The 19,250-nt window shown below is 67.8% G+C and carries 18 protein-coding genes and 1 tRNA gene; 6 read left to right on the top strand and 13 right to left on the bottom strand.

The features are described 5' to 3' along the window. From AB0E56_RS11295 to AB0E56_RS11330, 8 genes are read right to left on the bottom strand one after another with little or no spacing between them, the layout of a single operon-like run. The gene (locus tag AB0E56_RS11295) at positions 1 to 2,475 is read right to left on the bottom strand and encodes a DEAD/DEAH box helicase (protein ID WP_359798972.1); all 2,475 of its coding nucleotides are present in this window, start codon (positions 2,473 to 2,475) and stop codon (positions 1 to 3) included. Continuing rightward, positions 2,472 to 3,230: a twin-arginine translocase subunit TatC gene (tatC, locus tag AB0E56_RS11300; protein WP_359800054.1), complete on the bottom strand. Its 759-nt coding sequence runs from the start codon at positions 3,228 to 3,230 to the stop codon at positions 2,472 to 2,474. Before tatC ends, AB0E56_RS11295 begins: the two co-directional genes overlap by 4 nt. A gap of 57 nt (positions 3,231 to 3,287) precedes the next feature. Then, positions 3,288 to 3,524 carry a twin-arginine translocase TatA/TatE family subunit gene (gene tatA / locus AB0E56_RS11305; RefSeq protein WP_359798973.1) on the bottom strand — a complete coding sequence of 79 codons (237 nt, stop codon included), beginning with the start codon at positions 3,522 to 3,524 and terminating at the stop codon, positions 3,288 to 3,290. Positions 3,525 to 3,568: 44 nt separating this feature from the next. Further along, entirely contained in the window at positions 3,569 to 4,552 is a 984-nt protein-coding gene (locus AB0E56_RS11310; protein ID WP_359798975.1) for a WYL domain-containing protein, read from the bottom strand. Next, positions 4,549 to 5,541, bottom strand: a complete 993-nt coding sequence (locus AB0E56_RS11315) for a WYL domain-containing protein (protein WP_359798977.1) — start codon at positions 5,539 to 5,541, stop codon at positions 4,549 to 4,551. Before AB0E56_RS11315 ends, AB0E56_RS11310 begins: the two co-directional genes overlap by 4 nt. After that, positions 5,541 to 6,470, bottom strand: coding sequence for a hypothetical protein (locus tag AB0E56_RS11320; RefSeq protein ID WP_359798978.1), 930 nt, complete (start codon positions 6,468 to 6,470; stop codon positions 5,541 to 5,543). Before AB0E56_RS11320 ends, AB0E56_RS11315 begins: the two co-directional genes overlap by 1 nt. Before the next feature lie 10 nt (positions 6,471 to 6,480). After that, positions 6,481 to 7,500 carry a tRNA (adenine-N1)-methyltransferase gene (locus tag AB0E56_RS11325; RefSeq protein ID WP_359798979.1) on the bottom strand — a complete coding sequence of 340 codons (1,020 nt, stop codon included), beginning with the start codon at positions 7,498 to 7,500 and terminating at the stop codon, positions 6,481 to 6,483. Further along, positions 7,497 to 8,180 (bottom strand): HAD family phosphatase, encoded by a 684-nt coding sequence (locus AB0E56_RS11330; RefSeq protein WP_359798981.1) that lies wholly within the window; start codon positions 8,178 to 8,180, stop codon positions 7,497 to 7,499. The genes AB0E56_RS11325 and AB0E56_RS11330 overlap by 4 nt, the downstream gene beginning before the upstream one ends. Before the next feature lie 90 nt (positions 8,181 to 8,270). On the opposite strand from AB0E56_RS11330, the gene AB0E56_RS11335 reads away from it, so the two are divergent. Then, positions 8,271 to 9,119 (top strand): PAC2 family protein, encoded by an 849-nt coding sequence (locus AB0E56_RS11335; RefSeq protein ID WP_359798983.1) that lies wholly within the window; start codon positions 8,271 to 8,273, stop codon positions 9,117 to 9,119. 6 nt (positions 9,120 to 9,125) lie between these two features. Here AB0E56_RS11335 and AB0E56_RS11340 read toward each other — a convergent pair whose 3' ends face one another. After that, a complete protein-coding gene (locus AB0E56_RS11340) occupies positions 9,126 to 9,950 on the bottom strand; it encodes an undecaprenyl-diphosphate phosphatase (RefSeq protein WP_359798985.1) in 825 nt (274 codons plus the stop codon). A 41-nt stretch (positions 9,951 to 9,991) separates the two neighbouring features. Then, positions 9,992 to 11,287, bottom strand: a complete 1,296-nt coding sequence (locus tag AB0E56_RS11345; RefSeq protein ID WP_359798987.1) for a M20/M25/M40 family metallo-hydrolase — start codon at positions 11,285 to 11,287, stop codon at positions 9,992 to 9,994. 112 nt (positions 11,288 to 11,399) lie between these two features. Between AB0E56_RS11345 and AB0E56_RS11350 the strand changes: the two genes are divergently transcribed. Continuing rightward, positions 11,400 to 11,482: transfer RNA gene (locus AB0E56_RS11350), tRNA-Leu, on the top strand. Positions 11,483 to 11,543: 61 nt separating this feature from the next. On the opposite strand, the gene AB0E56_RS11355 is transcribed toward AB0E56_RS11350, so the two are convergent. Then, the gene (locus tag AB0E56_RS11355) at positions 11,544 to 12,638 is read right to left on the bottom strand and encodes a VIT1/CCC1 family protein (protein WP_359798989.1); all 1,095 of its coding nucleotides are present in this window, start codon (positions 12,636 to 12,638) and stop codon (positions 11,544 to 11,546) included. 155 nt (positions 12,639 to 12,793) lie between these two features. Further along, positions 12,794 to 14,536, bottom strand: coding sequence for a DEAD/DEAH box helicase (locus tag AB0E56_RS11360; protein ID WP_359798990.1), 1,743 nt, complete (start codon positions 14,534 to 14,536; stop codon positions 12,794 to 12,796). Between the two features lie 147 nt (positions 14,537 to 14,683). On the opposite strand from AB0E56_RS11360, the gene AB0E56_RS11365 reads away from it, so the two are divergent. After that, the gene (locus AB0E56_RS11365) at positions 14,684 to 15,511 is read left to right on the top strand and encodes an SGNH/GDSL hydrolase family protein (RefSeq protein WP_359798992.1); all 828 of its coding nucleotides are present in this window, start codon (positions 14,684 to 14,686) and stop codon (positions 15,509 to 15,511) included. A 5-nt stretch (positions 15,512 to 15,516) separates the two neighbouring features. Here AB0E56_RS11365 and AB0E56_RS11370 read toward each other — a convergent pair whose 3' ends face one another. Next, entirely contained in the window at positions 15,517 to 16,317 is an 801-nt protein-coding gene (locus AB0E56_RS11370; RefSeq protein WP_359798993.1) for an RNA methyltransferase, read from the bottom strand. Positions 16,318 to 16,417: 100 nt separating this feature from the next. On the opposite strand from AB0E56_RS11370, the gene AB0E56_RS11375 reads away from it, so the two are divergent. The 3 genes from AB0E56_RS11375 to AB0E56_RS11385 all read left to right on the top strand — a co-directional run bounded on the left by AB0E56_RS11375 (position 16,418) and on the right by AB0E56_RS11385 (position 19,246). Next, positions 16,418 to 17,257, top strand: a complete 840-nt coding sequence (locus AB0E56_RS11375; RefSeq protein WP_359798995.1) for a Sir2 family NAD-dependent protein deacetylase — start codon at positions 16,418 to 16,420, stop codon at positions 17,255 to 17,257. Continuing rightward, positions 17,254 to 17,841, top strand: a complete 588-nt coding sequence (locus AB0E56_RS11380; RefSeq protein ID WP_359798996.1) for a histidine phosphatase family protein — start codon at positions 17,254 to 17,256, stop codon at positions 17,839 to 17,841. The genes AB0E56_RS11375 and AB0E56_RS11380 overlap by 4 nt, the downstream gene beginning before the upstream one ends. A gap of 82 nt (positions 17,842 to 17,923) precedes the next feature. Next, the gene (locus AB0E56_RS11385) at positions 17,924 to 19,246 is read left to right on the top strand and encodes an erythromycin esterase family protein (protein ID WP_359798998.1); all 1,323 of its coding nucleotides are present in this window, start codon (positions 17,924 to 17,926) and stop codon (positions 19,244 to 19,246) included. Positions 19,247 to 19,250 lie beyond the last annotated feature (4 nt).

Here is a 19,250-nt window from a genome sequence, read left to right on the forward strand (position 1 = left end):
TCACATCGACGAGTACGCCACGATGCCGCGCCGGACGCCGTCGAGTGCGCTGCGGGCGGTACGGGCGAGCGCTGCGTCTTCCGCGACGATCGAGAGTTGATCGAGCAGGTCGATCGTCTGCTTCGCCCACCGCACGAAGTCGCCTGCCGCCATGTCGGCGTCGATCAGCACCCGTTCGAGCATCCCGCCGCGCGCCCAGCTGTGCATAGCACCGGCGAGACCCGCTGCGAGCGGTTCACTGCCGGGAAGATGATGATCCTGCTCCAGGTCGTCGAGCTCGGCCCAGAGTGTCGTGGTCTTCTCGTAGGCGGAGCGGAACGCCCCTCGGGGAAGGCCACGCTCCCCCGTATTCGCCTCGTCGCGTCGAGGTTCGTATACCAGGCAGCACGCCATCGCTGCGAGCGACGGCGCATCGAGGCCGGCCCAGAGCCCCTGCCGAAGCGATTCGGCCACGAGGAGATCTCGCTCGCCGTAGATTCGACGCATCGTGCGTCCGGCATCCGTCAGGGTGGTCTCTCCGTCGCGCTCGGAGAGGTAGTCCAGGCTTTCGAGCACCTCCACGACGCGGTCGAAGACCCGAGCCACCGTTCCGGTCCGGGTCTCGATCTGGCGCCGCGTCCGATCGGTCTGACGCTTGAGCTTCCAGTACCTCTCGGCCCACCGGGCATGCGCCTCGCGGTCGGGGCAGCGATGACACGGGTGACGCTGCATCTGCGTGCGCAGAGTCTGTATGCGCTTCATCCGCTTGTCCCGTGCCGCCCGAGGGGCGTTCGCGTCCTGCCTGTTCTTCTTCTCGAGATCGCTCAGCTCGCGACGGATGGCCGCGTACGCGGGAAAGTCCCCATGGTCGCAGGCCATCGCGCTCTGGTAGCCGGCAAGGGACTCCTCGGCCTCGCGCACCTGTCGCGCCAGCCCGACGACCGCGCGGTCGGCCTGGAACTGCGCGAAGGACGATTCGAGGATCTGCCGTGCTCTGGCTTTGCCGAACATGTCGATCAGGTTCACGGCCATGTTGTAGGTCGGCCGGAAGCTCGAGTTCAGCGGATACGTGCGACGTGACGCGAGTGCGGCCACGGCCTGCGGGTCCATCCCCTCGGACCACTGCACGACCGCGTGGCCCTCGACATCGATCCCCCGCCGCCCCGCTCGTCCCGTGAGTTGGGTGTACTCCCCCGACGTGATGGCGACACGCGCTTCGCCGTTGAACTTCTCCATCTTCTCGAGGACGACGGTGCGTGCCGGCATGTTGATGCCGAGAGCGAGCGTCTCGGTGGCGAAGACCACCTTCACGAGCTTGCGCTGATAGAGCTCCTCGACGACCTCTTTGAATGCGGGAAGCAGACCGGCATGGTGCGAAGCAACACCCCGTTCGAGGTTGTCCAGCCACTCCCAGTAGCCGAGGACGTCCAGGTCCTCGTCCTGGAGCGTCCTGGTGCGGTCTTCGACGATCTCGCGGATCTCCGCGCGCTCCTCCGCCGAGGTCAATCGGAGGCCCGCACGCCGGACCTGCTGCACTGCCGCATCGCAGCCCACGCGACTGAAGATGAAGAAGATCGCCGGCAGCAGGTTCGCACGCTCGAGCAGGTGCACGACCTCCGGACGGTCCATCCGCTCGATGCGGCGGGCGTTGGCTGCACGGACCGGGCGCCGACCGCCGCGCGGCGGTCTCTGAGCCTGGCGCCCTGCGTGCCTCGCGCTGCGGTACGACTGCGCCTGACGGTTGTTGTCGTAGTTCGAGCCGGTCGACGACCGGATGCGCATCAACTCCTGATTGACCTGCGCGGTCGCGAGCCCGGCGCGGTCGTCGAAGAGAGGCAGCAGGTCGTCCCGCACGAGGACATGCTGTTCGAGCGGCACGGGCCTGACCTCGGAGACGATGACCTCGGTGTCGCCGCGTACCGTGTCGAGCCAGTCGCCGAACTCCTCCGCATTCGAGACCGTGGCGCTCAACGAGACGAGCCGCACCCGCGGGGGAAGGTGGATGATGACCTCTTCCCACACGGCACCCCGGAAGCGGTCGGCGAGGTAGTGGACCTCATCCATGACCACGAACCGCAGGTCGCGGAGTGCCGCCGAGTCGGCGTAGATCATGTTGCGCAGCACTTCGGTGGTCATCACCACGATGCGCGCGTTGCCGTTGATGTTGGTGTCACCGGTGAGCAGACCCACCTGATCGGCGCCGTACACCTCGACCAGTTCACGGAACTTCTGGTTCGAGAGCGCCTTCATCGGAGTCGTGTAGAACGCCTTGTCGTTCGGCGTCTGCATCGCGAGGTGGATGGCGAACTCGCCGACGATCGTCTTCCCTGCGCCCGTGGGTGCGGCCACGAGCACGCTGCGCCCGTTCTCCAAGGCGTGGCATCCGGCGATCTGGAAGGGATCGAGCTGGAACTTCTGCAGCGCGGCGAAGGCCGTCGACTCCGGATGCTCGGCTGACTGCTGCGCCTGCGCGTACCTGTCGGAAGGCGAGGTCATACCGGATCCGGCAGCAGCCCGGTCGCCTCGTCGCGCTTGCGCTTGCGTCGGTCGAAGATCAGCGAGAGCCCCGCCGCCGCGAAGAAGAGCACGATCAGGATTCCTGCGAGCATCAGCATGCTGACCACGTCGGCCGCGGGGGTCGCGAGCGCTGCGAACACCGTCGCGATGATGATCGCGATGCGCCAACCCTTGAGGATCGCGCGCCCCGACATGACTCCGGCGAGGTTCAGCGCGACAAGGAACACCGGAAGCACGAAGGAGACGCCGATGACGATCATCAACTTGAAGACGAAGTCGTAGTACTCCTGCGCATAGTAGAAGTTGGTCGCCCCGTCGGGCGTGAAGCTCCACATGAGCTCGATCACGTGAGGCATGATCATCACGCCCAGGTAGCAGCCGGCGAAGAAGAGCGGGACTGCGGCGACCACGAAGCCGATCGTGTATCGGATCTCCTTGCGGGTGAGACCCGGCATGATGAACGCCCAGATCTGCCAGAGCCAGACCGGGGCGGAGATGAACAGGCCGATCGAGAACGCGATGCGCATGCGCATGTCGAAGGCGGCCGTGACGGTGCCGAAATTCAGTGCACTGAAGTCATCGCCGCGCTTCTCGGTGATGATGCGGATCGGCTCGGTGATGAAGTGGATGACCGGATCCGCCACGATGAACGCGACGACCATTCCGACGACCAACGCCAGCGCCGCGTACATCAGGCGCTTGCGCAATTCGACGAGATGCGCGCCGAGCGACATCCGCCGATCCCGATCCGCCTTCGGCATCACGGTCGGTTCGATGGCTGCCACGGCCGGTCAGGCGCGAGGCGGAGTCTCAGGGTCTGCGCCCGAGTCCTTGACCGACGTGGGATCCACGGCGGTCGAGTCGGCGCGAGACGCGTCCTCATCCTTCATCGCCTTCATCTCGCCCTTGAAGACGCGGGCGGACTGGCCCATGCTCTTCGCCAGTGCCGGCAGCTTGGCGGCACCGAACAGAAGGAGGATCACGGCGAGCACGATGAGGAGGTGCCAGCCTTGCATTCCAGCGAACATGTCAGGATTCCCGTCGTCGGTGAGCGTTCGGTTCAGTCTACAGATCAATTCTCTGCATCGGGTCGGTGATAGAGCGCGAGTCCTGAAGCGGCCCACTCTCTCGTCGCGCAGCGGGCGATGCCAGGATCGAGGACCTCCATCGCGCCGCCGAAACGGCCGGCGAGCCGCTTGACGCCGCGCGGATCCGCGAGATGGAGTTTCATGGTGACAGCGCCGTCGACGACGTCGATCGTCTCCGTGGGTACGAATCCGCTCAGCAGCGGAGCCAGCCGCTCGGCGACGCGCACCGTGACCTCACGCTCGTCGCCCAGGCCGGCGAACGCCTCGGGGACCTGGTCGCCGCCGTGCGTGATCGGGATCTCGGTCAGCGTCGGTTCGCTGACCCGGTCGAGGTGGAACGTCCGCATGGCCTGTCGCATGTGGCACCACCCCTGCAGATACCACTGACCGTTCGTGATGAGGATCTGAATCGGGTCGACGGTGCGGGTCATCGGAGCGGCGTCAGGCGCCTGGTAAGTGAACGAGATGGCGACACCCTCATGCAGACCTCGCGCGACCGCCTCCCGGACTTCATCGACGGCGCTGGGCGCCACGACCACATCCGCGGGCGCATCGGCTGCGCCCCGGGACAGCTTCGAGATCAGCCCGGCGACGAGGCCGGAGTCCGAGACCGCCGGCACTGCTGCGACCATCTGCAGACCGGCGAGCAACGCGGCGGCTTCACGCGCCGTGAACCGGGGAACGCGGCGGAGTGCGACGTCGTTCGTGATCTCGATCACGTCTTCGAGGTCGAGAAGGTCCCAGTTGATGTCGAACATCTCCTGGGGCTGCTGCCAATAGCCCGCCTCGCCGGGGAGTCCGATCACCGTGAGCTTCTCCACCATCCCCCGCATCTCCTGCGGGGTGACGCCGAACTCCTCAGCAGCCTCGGCGAGCGACACCTGTCCGTGCTCGAGGAGATACGGCACGAGGGTCAGGTAGAGCCGGACGCGATCCGCTGCGAGAAGCGGCTTCGACTTCGTACTCATCGCGTGCCTTCCGGGTCGGTGTGCGTCTGAACGACGGCCCGGAGGCGGGCGATCACGGCCTCACGCAGAGGTTCCGGTTCCACGACACGGACCTCGGGACCGTAGGAGGCGAGCTCGTCGGCGAGGATATGCAGATCGACGAAGGCGACACGGATGCCCTGCGCCGCCGATGTGGCACGCCTGCCGAGGCGCAGCGCGGCCTCGGTGCCCGGGGTGACCTCCAGCAGCGCGGAGTTCTCGGCAGCGACACGCTCGAGACCGGAGAGAGCCCTCTCCCCCGCCCCATCCCTGAGGGCGGAGTCGAAGGGCGTCGAGGTGACCCTGACATCGCCGACGATGCGACTGAGCAAGAAGGTGCGGTCCTCGTCGATATCCACGTCCACGCCGAACACGTGCCAACGGGCTTCATAGTCGAGCAGTGCCAACGGGCGGATCCTGCGACGCCGAGGGGCGTCCTCTCCCGGCTTGAGATAGTCGAACGTGACGACTCTGCATCGCTCGATGGCGTCCTGCAGCGGTGCGAAGGCGGCGTCACGAGCAGTGATACGCGGGGCGAAGCCGATAATCGGTTCGTCGCCGTCGATGCCGAGAGCACGGATCTTGCGGACTCCCGATTGTGCGTCCCCGGAGACGGACTCCGCACTCCAGACGCTGCCGGCGAGTCGCAGCACCGCCAGTTCTGCCGGGGAGAACTCGATGTCGCTCGGGAGATCGTATTCCGCCTGGGGAATGCGGTAACGGGCTTCGCGGAGGTCATTCGGGTCGGCCGCATCCCCGATGGTCTCGATGGGCACTCCGAGGGTTCGCAACTCGTCCTTGTCGCGCTCGAACATCTTCTCGAGCGCGTCGGACCGCGTTCCGGCATCCGCGCGCTGGCGGTACCCGGAGACATTGTCGAGGATCTGCTGCTTCGTCAGCCCGATCTCCGTGGCCATCAGCGCCACGACGAGATTCGTCAGGCGCTCCTCCGCGGGGATCCGGGTGGCCATCACTGCGTCGGCGCCGTGACCGCGCCCAAGATGTCGACCACATAGGCGACGGCGGGACCGGAGTCGCCTGCGGGCGTCACGACCAGGATCTGTGAGCCGACCGTCTTGCCGACGATCGCCTCGGCGACGGTCGGAGCGGACGACAGGTCGCCCGTCGGTCCCTGGCCCCAGGTGCTCGTCACGACCTTCTTGTCGTCCCAGCCGACCGCCATGACGTTCAGCAGCGGCACCTGCCTGGCCGCCACCTCTTCGCCCTCGCCCTTGATGAGCGTCTGCTCGACCTGCTTTTCCGGAGCGGCGCTGTCGGGGATGATGACGCCTGGCGTGCCGTCGGAAGCCCGCACGACGGTGGGCATGCCCTTCGCGTCGTTGAACTGGAGAGCACCCTCAGCACGCGAGAGGAACACATCCACGACGTCGATCACGAACACGACGTTGTCGTCTGCTGCCAGGCCGAAACCCTCGAGGTTGTTCGCGCCGAAGTCGTCCGGCGTCAGGCCGACGACGATCCGGGAGCCCGCCGTCGCGCATTCGAAGACCGTGGCGAGCCCCGGCGACTGCGTGGCCCAGTAGCCGGCAGTGGAGACCTGGCCCTTGGACTCGTCATACGACGTCGCGAACACCTGCTTGCCCGTCTCCCCGCTGAAGATGGAGATCTCGGCGACGATCGCCTGGTTGTCATCCACGATCGTCCGCCCGTCGCCGACAGTGGCGTCGGCGAAGGTCGACTTCTTCAGATGCAGCGGGCTGAACACGCTGACGTCCGGGGCGGACCCCACCTCACCGTCGATCGTGACGGCGTCGCGGATCTCGGTCGAACCGTCACCGCGGTCGCAGGTCAGGCTGCTGTCGGACCCTGCGGCAGTGCACCCGGTCAGGGCGAGAACGGCAAGGCTGAGGGAGGCCAGAACGGCGGACGTTTTACGCACGCGCTCCAGTCTATTCCGTCGTGTGCCTCGAATCGCGCGCAGCGGCTGCCAGGCGCGCCCCCTCCGCGGCCTTCTCCGCCTCCCGTGCGCGCTTGCGCAGGTTCTTGTCGCTGATCTCACGGTCACCGACAGCCCCTGGAGTCCACGCCTCCACATCCTCGTCGCCGTAGCTGCTCTTGGAAGCACGGCGCTTCACCGACGGTGCGACTGCACCCGGCGCGAGCCTCCGCGCCGTGAGCAGGAAGCCGGTGTGGGCGACCATCCGGTGATCGGGCCGTACCGCGAGTCCTTCCACATGCCAGCCGCGGACCATCGTCTCGGAGGCGTCGGGGTCGGTGAAGAGGCCGGTGCCCCGGATGTACTCGGCGACTCGGGAGAGCTGGGTGGCTGTCGCCACGTAGCAGAGGACGACGCCCCCCGGCGTGAGCGCCTCGGCGACGACGTCGATGCACTCCCACGGGGCGAGCATGTCGAGCACGACGCGATCGACCGAGCCGACGCCGACCTCTTCCGGGAGTGCGGCGACCAGGTCGCCGACGACGACGCGCCACGTGTCCGGCTGCTCGCCGAAGAAGGTCTCGACGTTGCCACGTGCGACGTCGGCGAACTCCTCGCGTCGCTCGAAGGAGATCAGCGACCCCGCCGACCCCACGGCGCGCAGGAGTGCGAGCGAGAGCGCACCGGATCCGACCCCGGCCTCGACGACGACCGCTCCGGGGAAGATGTCGGCCTGCATCACGATCTGGGCCGCGTCCTTCGGGTAGACGATCGCCGCGCCGCGGGGCATCGACATCGCGAAGTCCCGCAACAGTGGGCGCAGAGCCAGGTACTCGTGACCCGAGCTGTTGGCGACGACGGAACCGTCCGGGAGCCCGATCAGGTCGCGATGACGAAGGACCCCCTGGTGCGTGTGCAGCTCGCCGTCCTCACGGAGGGTGACGGTGTGCAGGCGCCCTTTCGGCCCGGTGAGCTGGACGCGATCGCCCACACGGAAGGGGCCGCGCGGGCCGCGCGTGGCGGAATCACTCATCGATCGGCTCCTGTCTGGGTGGTCACCCGGTCGAAGAGGCCGGTGAGATCTTCGGCGCCTCTCCCGGCGAGGGTGGTCCAGAGCTCGTGCGCTCCCAGGTGCTCCAGCGGCAGGATGTGCGGCACCGCCAGGGTGAGCGCTCCCGAGGCGATGCCGGCACGGACACCGGTCGGCGAGTCCTCGATCACGATCGCCTCCGTGATGTCGATGTCGAGGAGCGCGGCACCTTGGAGGTACGGCTCGGGGTGGGGCTTGGGATTGTCGACGTCGTCACCCGCCACCACGATGTCGAAGGCCTCGAACTCGATCAGGTCGACCACGCTCAACGCCATCCGGCGGAGGGACATCGTCACGAGGCCTGTGGGTATGCCCTCGTCGCGCAGATCGCGCAGCAGCTCCCGCGCACCCGGTCGGAACGGCACGCCCTGAGTGCGCAGCGAATCCTGCACCGCATCCGTCAGGTGCGACACGATCGCCACGGCGTCCATCGTGACGCCCGCCTTCTGCAGGATCGCGGCACTGTCGAGCAGCCCGCTGCCCACCAGTTGCAGAGCATCCTCGTGGCTCCAGGTTCCGCCGAAAGACTCGACGAGTGCCGTTTCGGCGGCCATCCAGTACGGCTCGGTGTCGACGAGTGTTCCGTCCATGTCCCACAGGACTGCGCTGGGCTTTCTGCTCACTGAACCCATGCTAGCCGGGGCACCGCCCGCATCCCGCCGTCGCGGACTAGCCTGGAAGGATCACGTCCGCGATCTCGAAGGGAGCCCTCGATGGATGTTCTCGGTCCGCGCATCGTCATCGCCGCCTTCGACGGCTGGAACGATGCAGGGGAAGCAGCCAGCGGTGCGGTCGAGGCACTTCGTGCCGCGTCGGATTACGACCTGGTGCACTCGGTCGATCCCGAGCTGTACTTCGACTACCAGTACACGCGCCCCTCGACCCGCATGGATGCCGAGGGCCGGCGTCAGTTGAGATGGCCGGAGGCCGGACTCTGGCGACCACGCGATCCCGGGCCCGGTCCGGAGTTCTGGCTGCTGACCGGCGCCGAGCCTGCGCGCACCTGGCAGGCGTTCGCCTCCGAGTTCATCGATGTCGCGCTCCGCGACGACATCACCGGGTTCGTCACCCTCGGCGCCATGCTCTCCGACGTCCCCCACACCCGCCCGATCTCGATCTTCGCGTCCAGCCAGAACGAGCAGGTTCGCGAAGCCCACGGCCTCGAGCGCTCGCTCTACGAGGGTCCGGTCGGGATCCTCACCGTCTTCGAGCACTTCGCCGAGAACGCGGGAATCCCCACGGCGAGTCTGTGGGCGAGCGTGCCGCATTACGTCGCCTCGGCGACGCCCTCTCCGAAGGTGACGCTCGCGCTTCTCGACCGCCTCGAGGAACTCACCGGGGTCGACGTCGACCGCCACGCGCTCCGCACCGAGGCCGCCGCGTGGGAGGCCTCGATCGACGCCGCGGCGTCAGAGGACGAAGACATGGCGGAGTACATCCGTCAGCTGGAACGGACACGAGACACGTGGGACTCCCCCGAAGCTTCGGGTGACGCGATCGCCCAGGCGTTCGAGCGTTACCTCCGTCGGCGCGACGACGGTCCGGGCGACCGCAAGCGCTGAGGGGCCTCAGGCCGCGATGACGCCGGTGCCGAGCAGAACCAGCAGCACCGTGCCGAGCAGGATCCGGTAGATCACGAACGGCAGGAAGCTCCGCTTCGAGATCCAGTTCATGAAGAACGCGATGACCCCCAGGGCTACCACGAAGGCGATGCCTGTCGCCGCGAGGGTGTCGCCGAACGAGAAGAACGACGGCTCGTCCCAGCTCTTGAACACCTGGTAGAAGCCGCTGCCGAACACCGCGGGGATCGCGAGCAGGAAAGCGTAACGGGCGGCGGCGGCGCGCTCGTAGCCGAGGAACAGCCCCATCGTGATGGTCCCGCCCGATCGGGAGACACCGGGGATCAGCGCGAGCGCCTGGGCGAACCCGAACGCGATGCCGTGGGGGTACGTCAGGTCGTCGAGTTTGCGACGCTTCGCCCCGACGTAGTCGGCCACCCCGAGCAGGATGCCGAACACGATCAGCATGATCGCCACGATCCACATCGAGCGGAACACGGTCTCGATCTGGTCCTGGAACAGCAGCCCGAGCACGACGATCGGGATGCTGCCGATGATGATCATCCACCCCATCCGCGCATCCGGGTCGGTGCGCGGCGTCTTCCCGACCAGGGAACGGAACCACTGCGTGATGATGCGCACGATGTCACGCCAGAAGAACACCACCACGGCGGCCTCGGTGCCGATCTGCGTGATCGCCGTGAACGCTGCTCCCGGGTCTTCTCCCAAAGGGAGGAAGGTGCCGAGGATGCGCAGGTGCGCGCTGGACGAGATCGGGAGGAACTCGGTGAGTCCCTGGACGATGCCCAGGATCAGTGCTTCGAGCAGGTGCATGGAGAGGCCTTCGGTGTTGTGGCAGCGCGGAGCGGTCGCGCTCAGTACGTGCGCAGCAGATCGGCCAGCACACGCTGGCCGAAGACAAGCGATTCTACGGGTACTCGCTCGTCGACTCCGTGGAACATGCCTGTGAAGTCGAGGTCGGCCGGAAGGCGCAGCGGTGCGAACCCGTAGCCGGTGATCCCCAGCGCGGCCAGCGCCTTGTTGTCGGTTCCCGCCCCGAGAAGGTATGGGATCACAGGGACACCAGGGTCGTGACGCCCGATGCTCGCGACCATGGCCTCGACGAGCTCGCCCTCGAAGGGCGTCTCCATGCCGATGTCGCGGACGACGGTCTGGATCTCGATGTCGTCCCCGACGACGCTCTGCAGCTCCGCGAGCACCTCGTCTTCGGTGCCGGGGATCACACGGACGTCGATGAGCGCCTCGGCGCGCTCCGGGATCACGTTGTGCTTGTAGCCAGCGGTCAGAGCAGTCGGGTTGGTCGTGGTGCGGAAGGACGAACGCAGGAACGCCTCCGCAGGACCGGCAGCGGACGCGAGAGCGTCAGGGTCATCGGTGCTGCGGCCGCTGAGCGCCCGGAGCCCTTCGAGGAGAGCCTCGGTGGTGGGCGTGAGCCGGAGGGGCCAGCGGGTCCGCCCGATCGCCGCGACGGCCTCAGCGAGTCGCGTCACCGCGTTGTCCTCGTGCAGACGGCTCCCGTGTCCGGCGCGCCCCCGCGCGACCAGGCGGATCCAGATCAGCGCCTTCTCACCCACCTGGAGCAGGTACGCGCGTCGGTCGTCGACCGTGATCGAGTATCCGCCGACCTCGCTGATCGCCGCTGTGGCACCGGCGAACCACTCCGGACGCTGTTGGACGACGAGCGCCGACCCCTCGACACCGCCGTTCTCCTCATCGGCGAAGAACGCCACGATCAGGTCTCTCTCCGGCTGCTCCCCCGCGCGGAGGATCTCCGCCACGGCGGTGAGGATCATCGCGTTCATGTTCTTCATGTCGACGGCGCCGCGCCCCCAGAGCATCCCGTCGGCGACGGTGCCGGCGAACGGGTCGACGCTCCAGTCCTCCGCCATGGCCGGCACGACGTCGAGGTGTCCGTGTACGACGAGCGCCGGCTTGTCCCGATCACGGCCGGCCACGCGCGCCATGACGTTCGTACGGCGCGGGATCGGCTCGAAGTACTCGACCTCCAGACCGAGTCCTTCCAGGTAGGCGCCGACGTACTCTGCGGCTTCGCGCTCCCCCTTGGCATTGCCGCCGCCGAAGTTGGAGGTGTCGAAACGGATGAGGTCGCTCGCGATGCGCGCGACCTCCGGCAGCGAGGGATCGATCATGTGCTCCAGGCTATCGAAACCAAACGCCACGCCCGGGCGTATGCCTCGGTTCGAGAGGCTGCTGAGGACGTGGTAATGTCATTCTTCGGTCGGCAACGATCATCCAACACCTGCGCGGGTGGCGGAATGGTAGACGCGCTACGTTGAGGTCGTAGTGCCCGTAAGGGCGTGGGGGTTCAAGTCCCCCTCCGCGCACAGGTAATGAGAAGGCCCCGGATCTGAGGCTCCGGGGCCTTCTTCGTCGTGTCCGTCGATGTCAGACCGCGCCGACGCCGAAGAGCAAACCGAGGGCGTAGGTGATCGCAGCGGCGCCGAAACCGATCGCGAGCTGACGGAGCGCGCGGCGCAGGGGCGGACCACCCGAGAGGACGCCCACCATGGCGCCCGTGCTCAGGAGCGCGACTCCGACGAGCACGAGCGCGACGATGATCGCCGTCGCCCCCTGCAGGCCGAAGATCCAGGGCAGCACAGGGATGATCGCCCCGGAGGCGAACAGCAGGAAGCTCGAGATCGCCGCCGTCCAGTCGCTGCCGACGATCTCATGGTCGTCGCCGCCCTGGACGTCGACCGGTCCCGTCGCCGCGCGCCGCACCCCGGCCCGCGCCGCCGTCACGATCCGTCGAGCGCGGGCCAGGGACTCCTCCTGCGCCATCCCGCGCGCTCGATACACGAGCGCGAGTTCGTTCTCATCGATGTCGAGATCCCCTGCCGCGGCGGCGGCATCTTCGTTCGCCTCGGTCGCGGCGAGCAGCTCCCGTTGGGATCGGACCGAGACGAACTCGCCGGCCCCCATGGAGAGCGCACCCGCGAGGAGCCCTGCGATACCGCTGAACAGGACGAAACCGGAACTGACCCCCGTCGCACCGATGCCGAGGACCAGCGCGAGGTTGCTCACCAACCCGTCGTTCGCACCGAACACCGCTGCGCGGAACGACCCGGAGAGCCGTCTCCTCCCCCGGGCGGCGAGCCCGCGCACGACCTCGTGGTGGACCTTCTCGTCGGCCCGCATCGCCGGTGTCGCGTACTGCTCCGCATCGTAAGGGGATCGCGCCTCTGCGCTCTGCGCGAGCGCGAGAACGAAGATGGAACCGAACCGGCCGGCCATCCACGCCAGCATGCGCGAGCGGAGTCCCGCGCGGGGCAGCCGTGCAGGTTCCGTGCCGAGCAGGTCGAGCCAGTGCTGCTCGTGTCGACGCTCGGCATCGGCGAGGCTGAGCAGGATCTGACGCTCTTCCCCTTCGCGGCGCATGGCCAGGTTCTGGTAGACCGCACCCTCGGCGCGCTCCTCGACGAGGTAACGGGCCCAACGGCGGCGATCGGCGGGTGTGGGGGCGGCAGCAGGCGCTGTCATGGGTCCTCCAGGAAATGATGGTGCCCGATGCGCGGGCAACCGTTCCACGCTATCCGCGCACGACCACGCGAGCCCTCCTCAGACGCGGATTGACAGCATTTCGGGAATCCTAAGCGCGTCCTCGAAAGGTGCGCGCACGGCGGAGGTTCCCGCGCTCAGGAGCGGACGCGCTTGCGCAGGACCTCGATGCGCGACTGCAACTGCGTCACCGTCGCCTGAGCCACCGCTGGTCCGCCGCAGATGCGTCGCAGCTCCGCGTGCACCGCCCCGTGGGGTTCTCCGCGTTGACGCGCGTAGAGCCCCACCAGGCTGTTCAACAGCTGGCGTTGCTCCTTGAGCGTGCGGTGCAACGGCGGCGGCAGGGTGGTCGACTCGGTCGGTCCCGCCGACGCCTCCCTCGCTTCGCGCAGGCGGGATTGGCGGCTCTGGCGTTGCATGAGCAGCTCGTGCACATGTTCGGGCTCGAGCAGGCCGGGGAAGCCGATGAACTCCTCCTCCTCGGGGGTGCCCGGCTCGGCCAGTTGTCCGAACTCGTGACCCTCGAACACGACGCGATCGAAATGCGCGACGGACGAGAGCGCCTGATAGCTGAACTCCTGCGTCAGGGCGTCGGAGGTCTCCTCCTCACGGTTCGCGCTCTCCAGCAACGAGTCGTCGAGCCCGTCGTCTTCCTTCGACTGCCTGTCGAGAGCGTGATCGCGCTGCTTGTCCATCTCGTTCGCGAGGCCCATGAGCACCGGTACCTGCGGCAGGAAGACACTAGCTGCTTCGCCGCGCCGACGAGCCCGCACGAATCGGCCGATGGCCTGCGCGAAGAACAGAGGCGTGGACGAGGAAGTGGCGTACACCCCGACAGCGAGCCGCGGTACGTCGACGCCCTCCGACACCATGCGCACGGCCACCATCCACCGCGCATCGCTCGCGCTGAACTTCTCGATGCGCTCCGACGCCGTCGCGTCGTCGGACAACACGATGGTCGGCTGCTGGCGCGTGATGCTGTGGAGGATCTTGGCATATGCACGAGCGACCGTCTGATCGGTGGCCAGCACGAGGCCGCCCGCGTCCGGGACGTGGTGACGGATCTCGGTCAACCGGCGATCGGCCGCCGACAGCACGGCGGGCATCCAGTCGCCCTCGGGGTCGAGTGCCGTCCGCCACGCCTGGGACGTGACGTCTTTGGTGTTGTCCTGCCCCAGATGAGTCTCGAGTTCGTCACCCGTCGTCGTACGCCAGCGCATCTTGCCCGCGTACATGTGGAACAGCACCGGACGGACGACGCCGTCGGCCAGTGCCCGACCGTACCCGTAGTTGTAGTCGGTGCGCGAGATGCGCGCACCGGACTCGTCGGGGTGGTACTCGATGAACGGGATCGGCGCGGTGTCGCTGCGGAACGGGGTGCCGGAGAGCAGCAGACGCCGCTTCGCCGGCCCATAGGCGTCGCGGATGGCGTCGCCCCAGCTCAATGCGTCTCCGCCGTGGTGCACCTCGTCGAGGATCACGAGGGTCTGCGCGTCTTCCGTGAGGTGCCGGTGCACCGAGGACTTCGCCGCGACCTGCGCGTAGGTGACGACCGCTCCGTGATAGTGCCGCGCCGGAGCCCAGTCGCTGTTGCGGAAACGAGGATCGAGGCGGATGTGAACCCGCGCCGCGGCATCGGCCCACTGGGTCTTGAGGTGTTCGGTCGGGGCCACCACGATGATGCGATTGACCTCGCCGATGCGCATCAGTTCGACCGCGAGGGTCAACGCGAACGTCGTCTTGCCTGCACCGGGGGTCGCGGCGACGAGGAAGTCCCGCTGATCGTCGCGGAAGTACTGTTCCAGCGCCTCCTGCTGCCAGGCACGCAACTTGCTCGCGGTTCCCCAGGGGGCACGTTGAGGAAAGGACGGAGAGAGCATCGAGTCAACGATAATCGGTGCCGGCGACACCGGCTCACCCGCCACGACTCCCCCGCGCGCCCCTCCCTCGTGCACGCCGCTGCGGGTAGGCTCTGTCACTGCGTCGCGGCCACCGCCGCGACGCGCACGTTCGCGAAGGAGAGCTGGATGACCGACCAGGATTCGACTCGGACCCCGTACGTACCGAACGAGAGCTCGCACCCCTGGCGCCGTTTCGTCGCGGTCGGCGACTCGTTCACCGAGGGCATCGGCGACCCCGATCCCGCCAACCCCGGGAACCACAGAGGCTGGGCCGATCGGGTGGCGGAAGTCCTCGCCTCTCAGGTCGACGACTTCGCCTACGCGAACCTCGCCGTCAGGGGCAAGCTGATCGCGCAGATCGTCGCCGACCAGATCGAGCCCGCGGTCGCCCTGCGACCAGACCTCGTGTCGATCTGCGCCGGCGGAAACGACGTGATCCGACCTGGTACCGACCCCGACGCGATCGCGAGCCAGCTGGAGGACGCCGTCGCGCGGCTGTCATCGACGGGGGCGGCCGTCGTCCTCTTCACCGGAATCGACACCGGATTCACACCCGTGTTCCGTGCATTCCGAGGCAAGGTCGCCATCTACAACGAGAACGTCCGCGCCATCGCAGAGCGCCACGACTGCATCGTCGCGGACCAGTGGGCGCTCAAGGTCGTGCAGGACATGCGGTTCTTCGACGACGACAGGCTCCACTACAACGCGCTCGGTCACCACGAAGTCGCCCGAATGGTCCTCCGTGCCTTGAATGTGCCGAACGACCTCGAGGCCATGCAGCCGGAACCGCTCCCCCTGCGCACCTGGAGGGAAGCGCGCTCCGAAGACCTCGGCTGGGCGCGCGAGCACCTGGTGCCGTGGGTTCTGCGCCGGCTGCGCCACCAGTCGTCCGGTGACAACGTGATGGCGAAGAGGCCCGACCCTTCGCCGATCATCCTGCCGGGCAAGGACTGAGGGCGTCAGCGACCCACCGCCCAGAGCGCCACGGCCGCAGCCGACGCGACGTTCAACGAGTCGACCCCACCGGACATGGGGATGGTGACGACCGTGTCCGCGCTGTCGATGGCCATGCGGGAGAGGCCGTCGCCCTCTGAGCCCATGACGAGGGCCACGCGCTCCGGTCTGTTCGCGACGTAGGCGTCGAGCGTCACGGCGTCATCGCTCAGCGCGAGTGCAGCGATGTCGAACCCCGCATCGTGCAGGTCGGCGATGGCGGCGTCCCAGTCGACGATGCGGGTCCACGGCACCTGGAAGACGGTTCCCATGCTCACGCGAACGCTCCGTCGATACAGCGGATCCGCTCCACGAGGAGCGACCAGGACGGCATCCGCTCCGAGTCCTGCCGCCGCACGGAACGCAGCGCCGACGTTCGTGTGGTCGCCGATGTTCTCGAGGATCAGGACGACCGATGCCCCCTCGATCACGTCGCGGACGCTCGGGAGCTCCGGCCGATGCATCGACGCGATCGTCCCGCGGTGAACCGCGAAGCCCGTCACCGCTTCCGCCACGTCATCGGGGACGACGTACACGGGCACGTCGAGCTCACCGACGATGGCGCGGATCTCGTCCACGCGACGCTCCTGAACCAGAACCGAACGCGGCAGATGGCCTGCCGCGACAGCGCGGGCGATCACCTTGGTCGACTCGGCGATGTAGAGTCCGCGCCCGGGGTCTCCGAGCGATCGCAGGGCGACGTCGGTGAGTCCGCGATAGTCGTCGAGGCGTCGGTCCGCGGCATCGGTCACAGTCTGCAGGTGCACGGCATCCACTCTGCCACCGGCTCGACGGTGCTGCGACCGCGAGTGACGACGATGAGGGCCGGCGTCGTCCCCACGCCGTAGACTCGCTCGAGGAGGTCCTGTGAGCGTGTCGAACACCGCCGAGCTGTCGGGCACCATCGCCCACGCCGCCGAGCTGCTGCGAGAGAAGCGCATCGCCCTGCTGACCGGAGCCGGGATCTCCACCGACTCCGGCATCCCCGCCTATCGCGGAGCGGGTGCACGCACGCGCAGCGACCCGATGACCATCCAGACCTACTTGGGCGACGAGGCGGCTCGCAGACGCTACTGGGTCGGTGGACATCTGGGCTGGCGCGCATTCGCTCAGGCCGCTCCGAATGCCGGTCACATCGCCCTCGCCGAGCTCGAGGCGGCAGGGCGCGTGTCGGGAGTCATCACCCAGAACGTCGACGGCTTGCACCTCCGCGCCGGGAGCTCCCACGTGATCGAGGTGCACGGCACGATGCGTCGGGTGCTCTGTCTCCAGTGCGGACAGGTCTTCGACCGCCGCGACGTCGCCGTGCAGATCGAGGAGCTCAATCCCTGGATCACCGTTCCCGAGAACGTGGCACTCGCGCCGGACGGCGATGTCCTCCCCGAGACCACAGACGGATTCGTGGTCCCCGTGTGCACGGTGTGCGGCGGGATGCTGAAGCCCGACGTCGTCTTCTTCGGCGAGTACGTCCCTCAGGATCGCTTCCGTGCGGCCGAGTCGCTGCTCCGCTCCAGCTCTGCGCTCATCGTCGCGGGTTCATCGCTCGTGGTGAACTCCGGCGTGCGTCTGGTTGAGCGCGCGCGTCGCCGCAGCATCCCTCTGATCATCGTCAACCACGAGCCGACGCGCGCGGATGCCTGGGCGGATGTCACCATCGCCGCAGGCACCAGCCATGTGCTCCCCGCCCTTCAGGAACTGCTCACGTGACACATCTCACTCTCGTCCGCCATGGTCAGACCGACTGGAACCTCGCCCGCCGCATTCAGGGGTCCACCGACATCCCGCTGAACGCGACAGGTCGCGAAGACGCCGCGCGGGCTGCCGAGCAGCTCGCGACGAGCACCCATCACGCCGTGTACACGAGTCCCCTGCTGCGCGCCAGGGAGACTGCGGAGATCATCGCCGACCGACTCGGACTCGAGGTCGCCGGTGTCGTGCCCGACATCCGCGAACGAGAGTTCGGCGAGGGCGAAGGCATGCTCGTCGAGGACTACATCGGCACGTACGGCGACTGGCACGCCGAGGTCCCCGGCGCGGAGAGCCTGCAGCAGGTCGGAGAGCGCGCGATCGCCGCGCTGCATGCGATCGCCCGGCAGGCACGTCGGCGGTCGGCCCCCCGAGCGGAATCCGTCCTCGTGGTCGCGCACGGAGGCGTTATCCGCGCAGTCATCGACCATGTCTCCGGGGGCACGCTCCCTCGAGAGGGCGACGTGCTGCGCAACGGATCGGTTCATCGCTTCGTGGCGGCTCCGGGCTATCTGCGGCTGCTCGAGGAATCCCCGGTCGGCTGACACCCTCGGCCGGTCCGATGGCGCGGTCCGCTGACGGCGAACTCGCCGAGATCCCCGGCCACGACGGCATATCGTCGATGCCATGAACGGCGACGCGTTGACGGAGTGGCTTCGGCTCGACGCTCATCCTCTCGCCGGCGACGACCCCGAGGATGTGTCCGACGCCGCTCTGGCGCCTGTGCTCGACATCATCGGCGACAGCCGTGTGGTCGCCCTCGGTGAATCGATGCACCGCACGCACGAGTTCCCGGCGTGGCGTCGGCGCCTGTTCCGATTCCTCGTCGAGAACGCGGGGTTCTCAGCGATGGTCATCGAGAGCGGGTTCCCGGAAGGCGCCCTCGTCGACCGATGGGTGTCGTCCGGGACGGGGTCGCTCCGACGTGCCCTCACCGAGGGGATCACGTATCACTTCGGCAAATGCCAGGAGGCGCTCGACCTCGTCGTCTGGATGCGCGAACACAACGCCACCGCGGCCGCTCCGCTGCACTTCTACGGCATGGACATCCCTGATTCGGCCGCCTCTCCCCTGCCGGCGCTCATCACGGTCGCCGACGCCCTCGACGGCATGGATCCCGCGTACGCCGAACACCTGCGCCGCACGTTGATCGCGGCGCACGACTTCCTCCCCGCCGACCGTTCCGGGCTCGCGCGCGCCGCCCCCGCGATCCACAGCTATCTGGCTCTCGACGCCCCGCGGCGTCACACCATCACGGCGGGTATCGCCGCCCTCGTCGAACGGCTACGAGCGCGCCGCACCGACTACCTCGCAGACGGCGCCGATGCAGACACCGTCGATCACATGATCCGTGTGGCGGAGACCGCACGGGGTGCGGACGCGTTCCTCTCCGCCATGCTCGACGGGGCGACCCGCACCTGGCCTGCGGCGAACATCCGCGACCTGACCATGGCCGATACCGTGCAGTGGATCCTGGAGAGGGAGACGCGGATTCTCGTTTTCGGCGCGAACGGACACGTGCGCAAGACGCCCTACGTGGCGCCGCCCTTCGTGACGCAGCCCCTGGCTACGGTCGGCACGCACCTGCATGCCCGTCTGGGCGACGACTACACCGTGATCGGCACCACCTTCGGCGAGGGCGAGGTCTGGTTGCACAGGCCATCGCCCGATGACCTTCCCGGGCACTCAACGCCGTTCCTCCAGGAGGTCGGCACCCTCCGTCCGGAGAGCCTCGACGCGCATCTCGCGGGATCCGGACTCGGCGCCTTCCTCGTGGATCTGCGAAGAGCATCCCCCGCGGCTTCGGCAATCCTCGACCGGGCCCACGGAACACACAACGGACCGGAGCTGGAACCGGCCGACATCAGGCGATCGTACGATGCGATTCTGCACGTCGAACGTGTCTCCCCGTGGCACACGTGGGTAGACGAGCGCGGACGCTGGAGCTGATGCC

The organism is Microbacterium sp. NPDC028030 (assembly GCF_040637855.1).
Classification (GTDB): domain Bacteria; phylum Actinomycetota; class Actinomycetes; order Actinomycetales; family Microbacteriaceae; genus Microbacterium.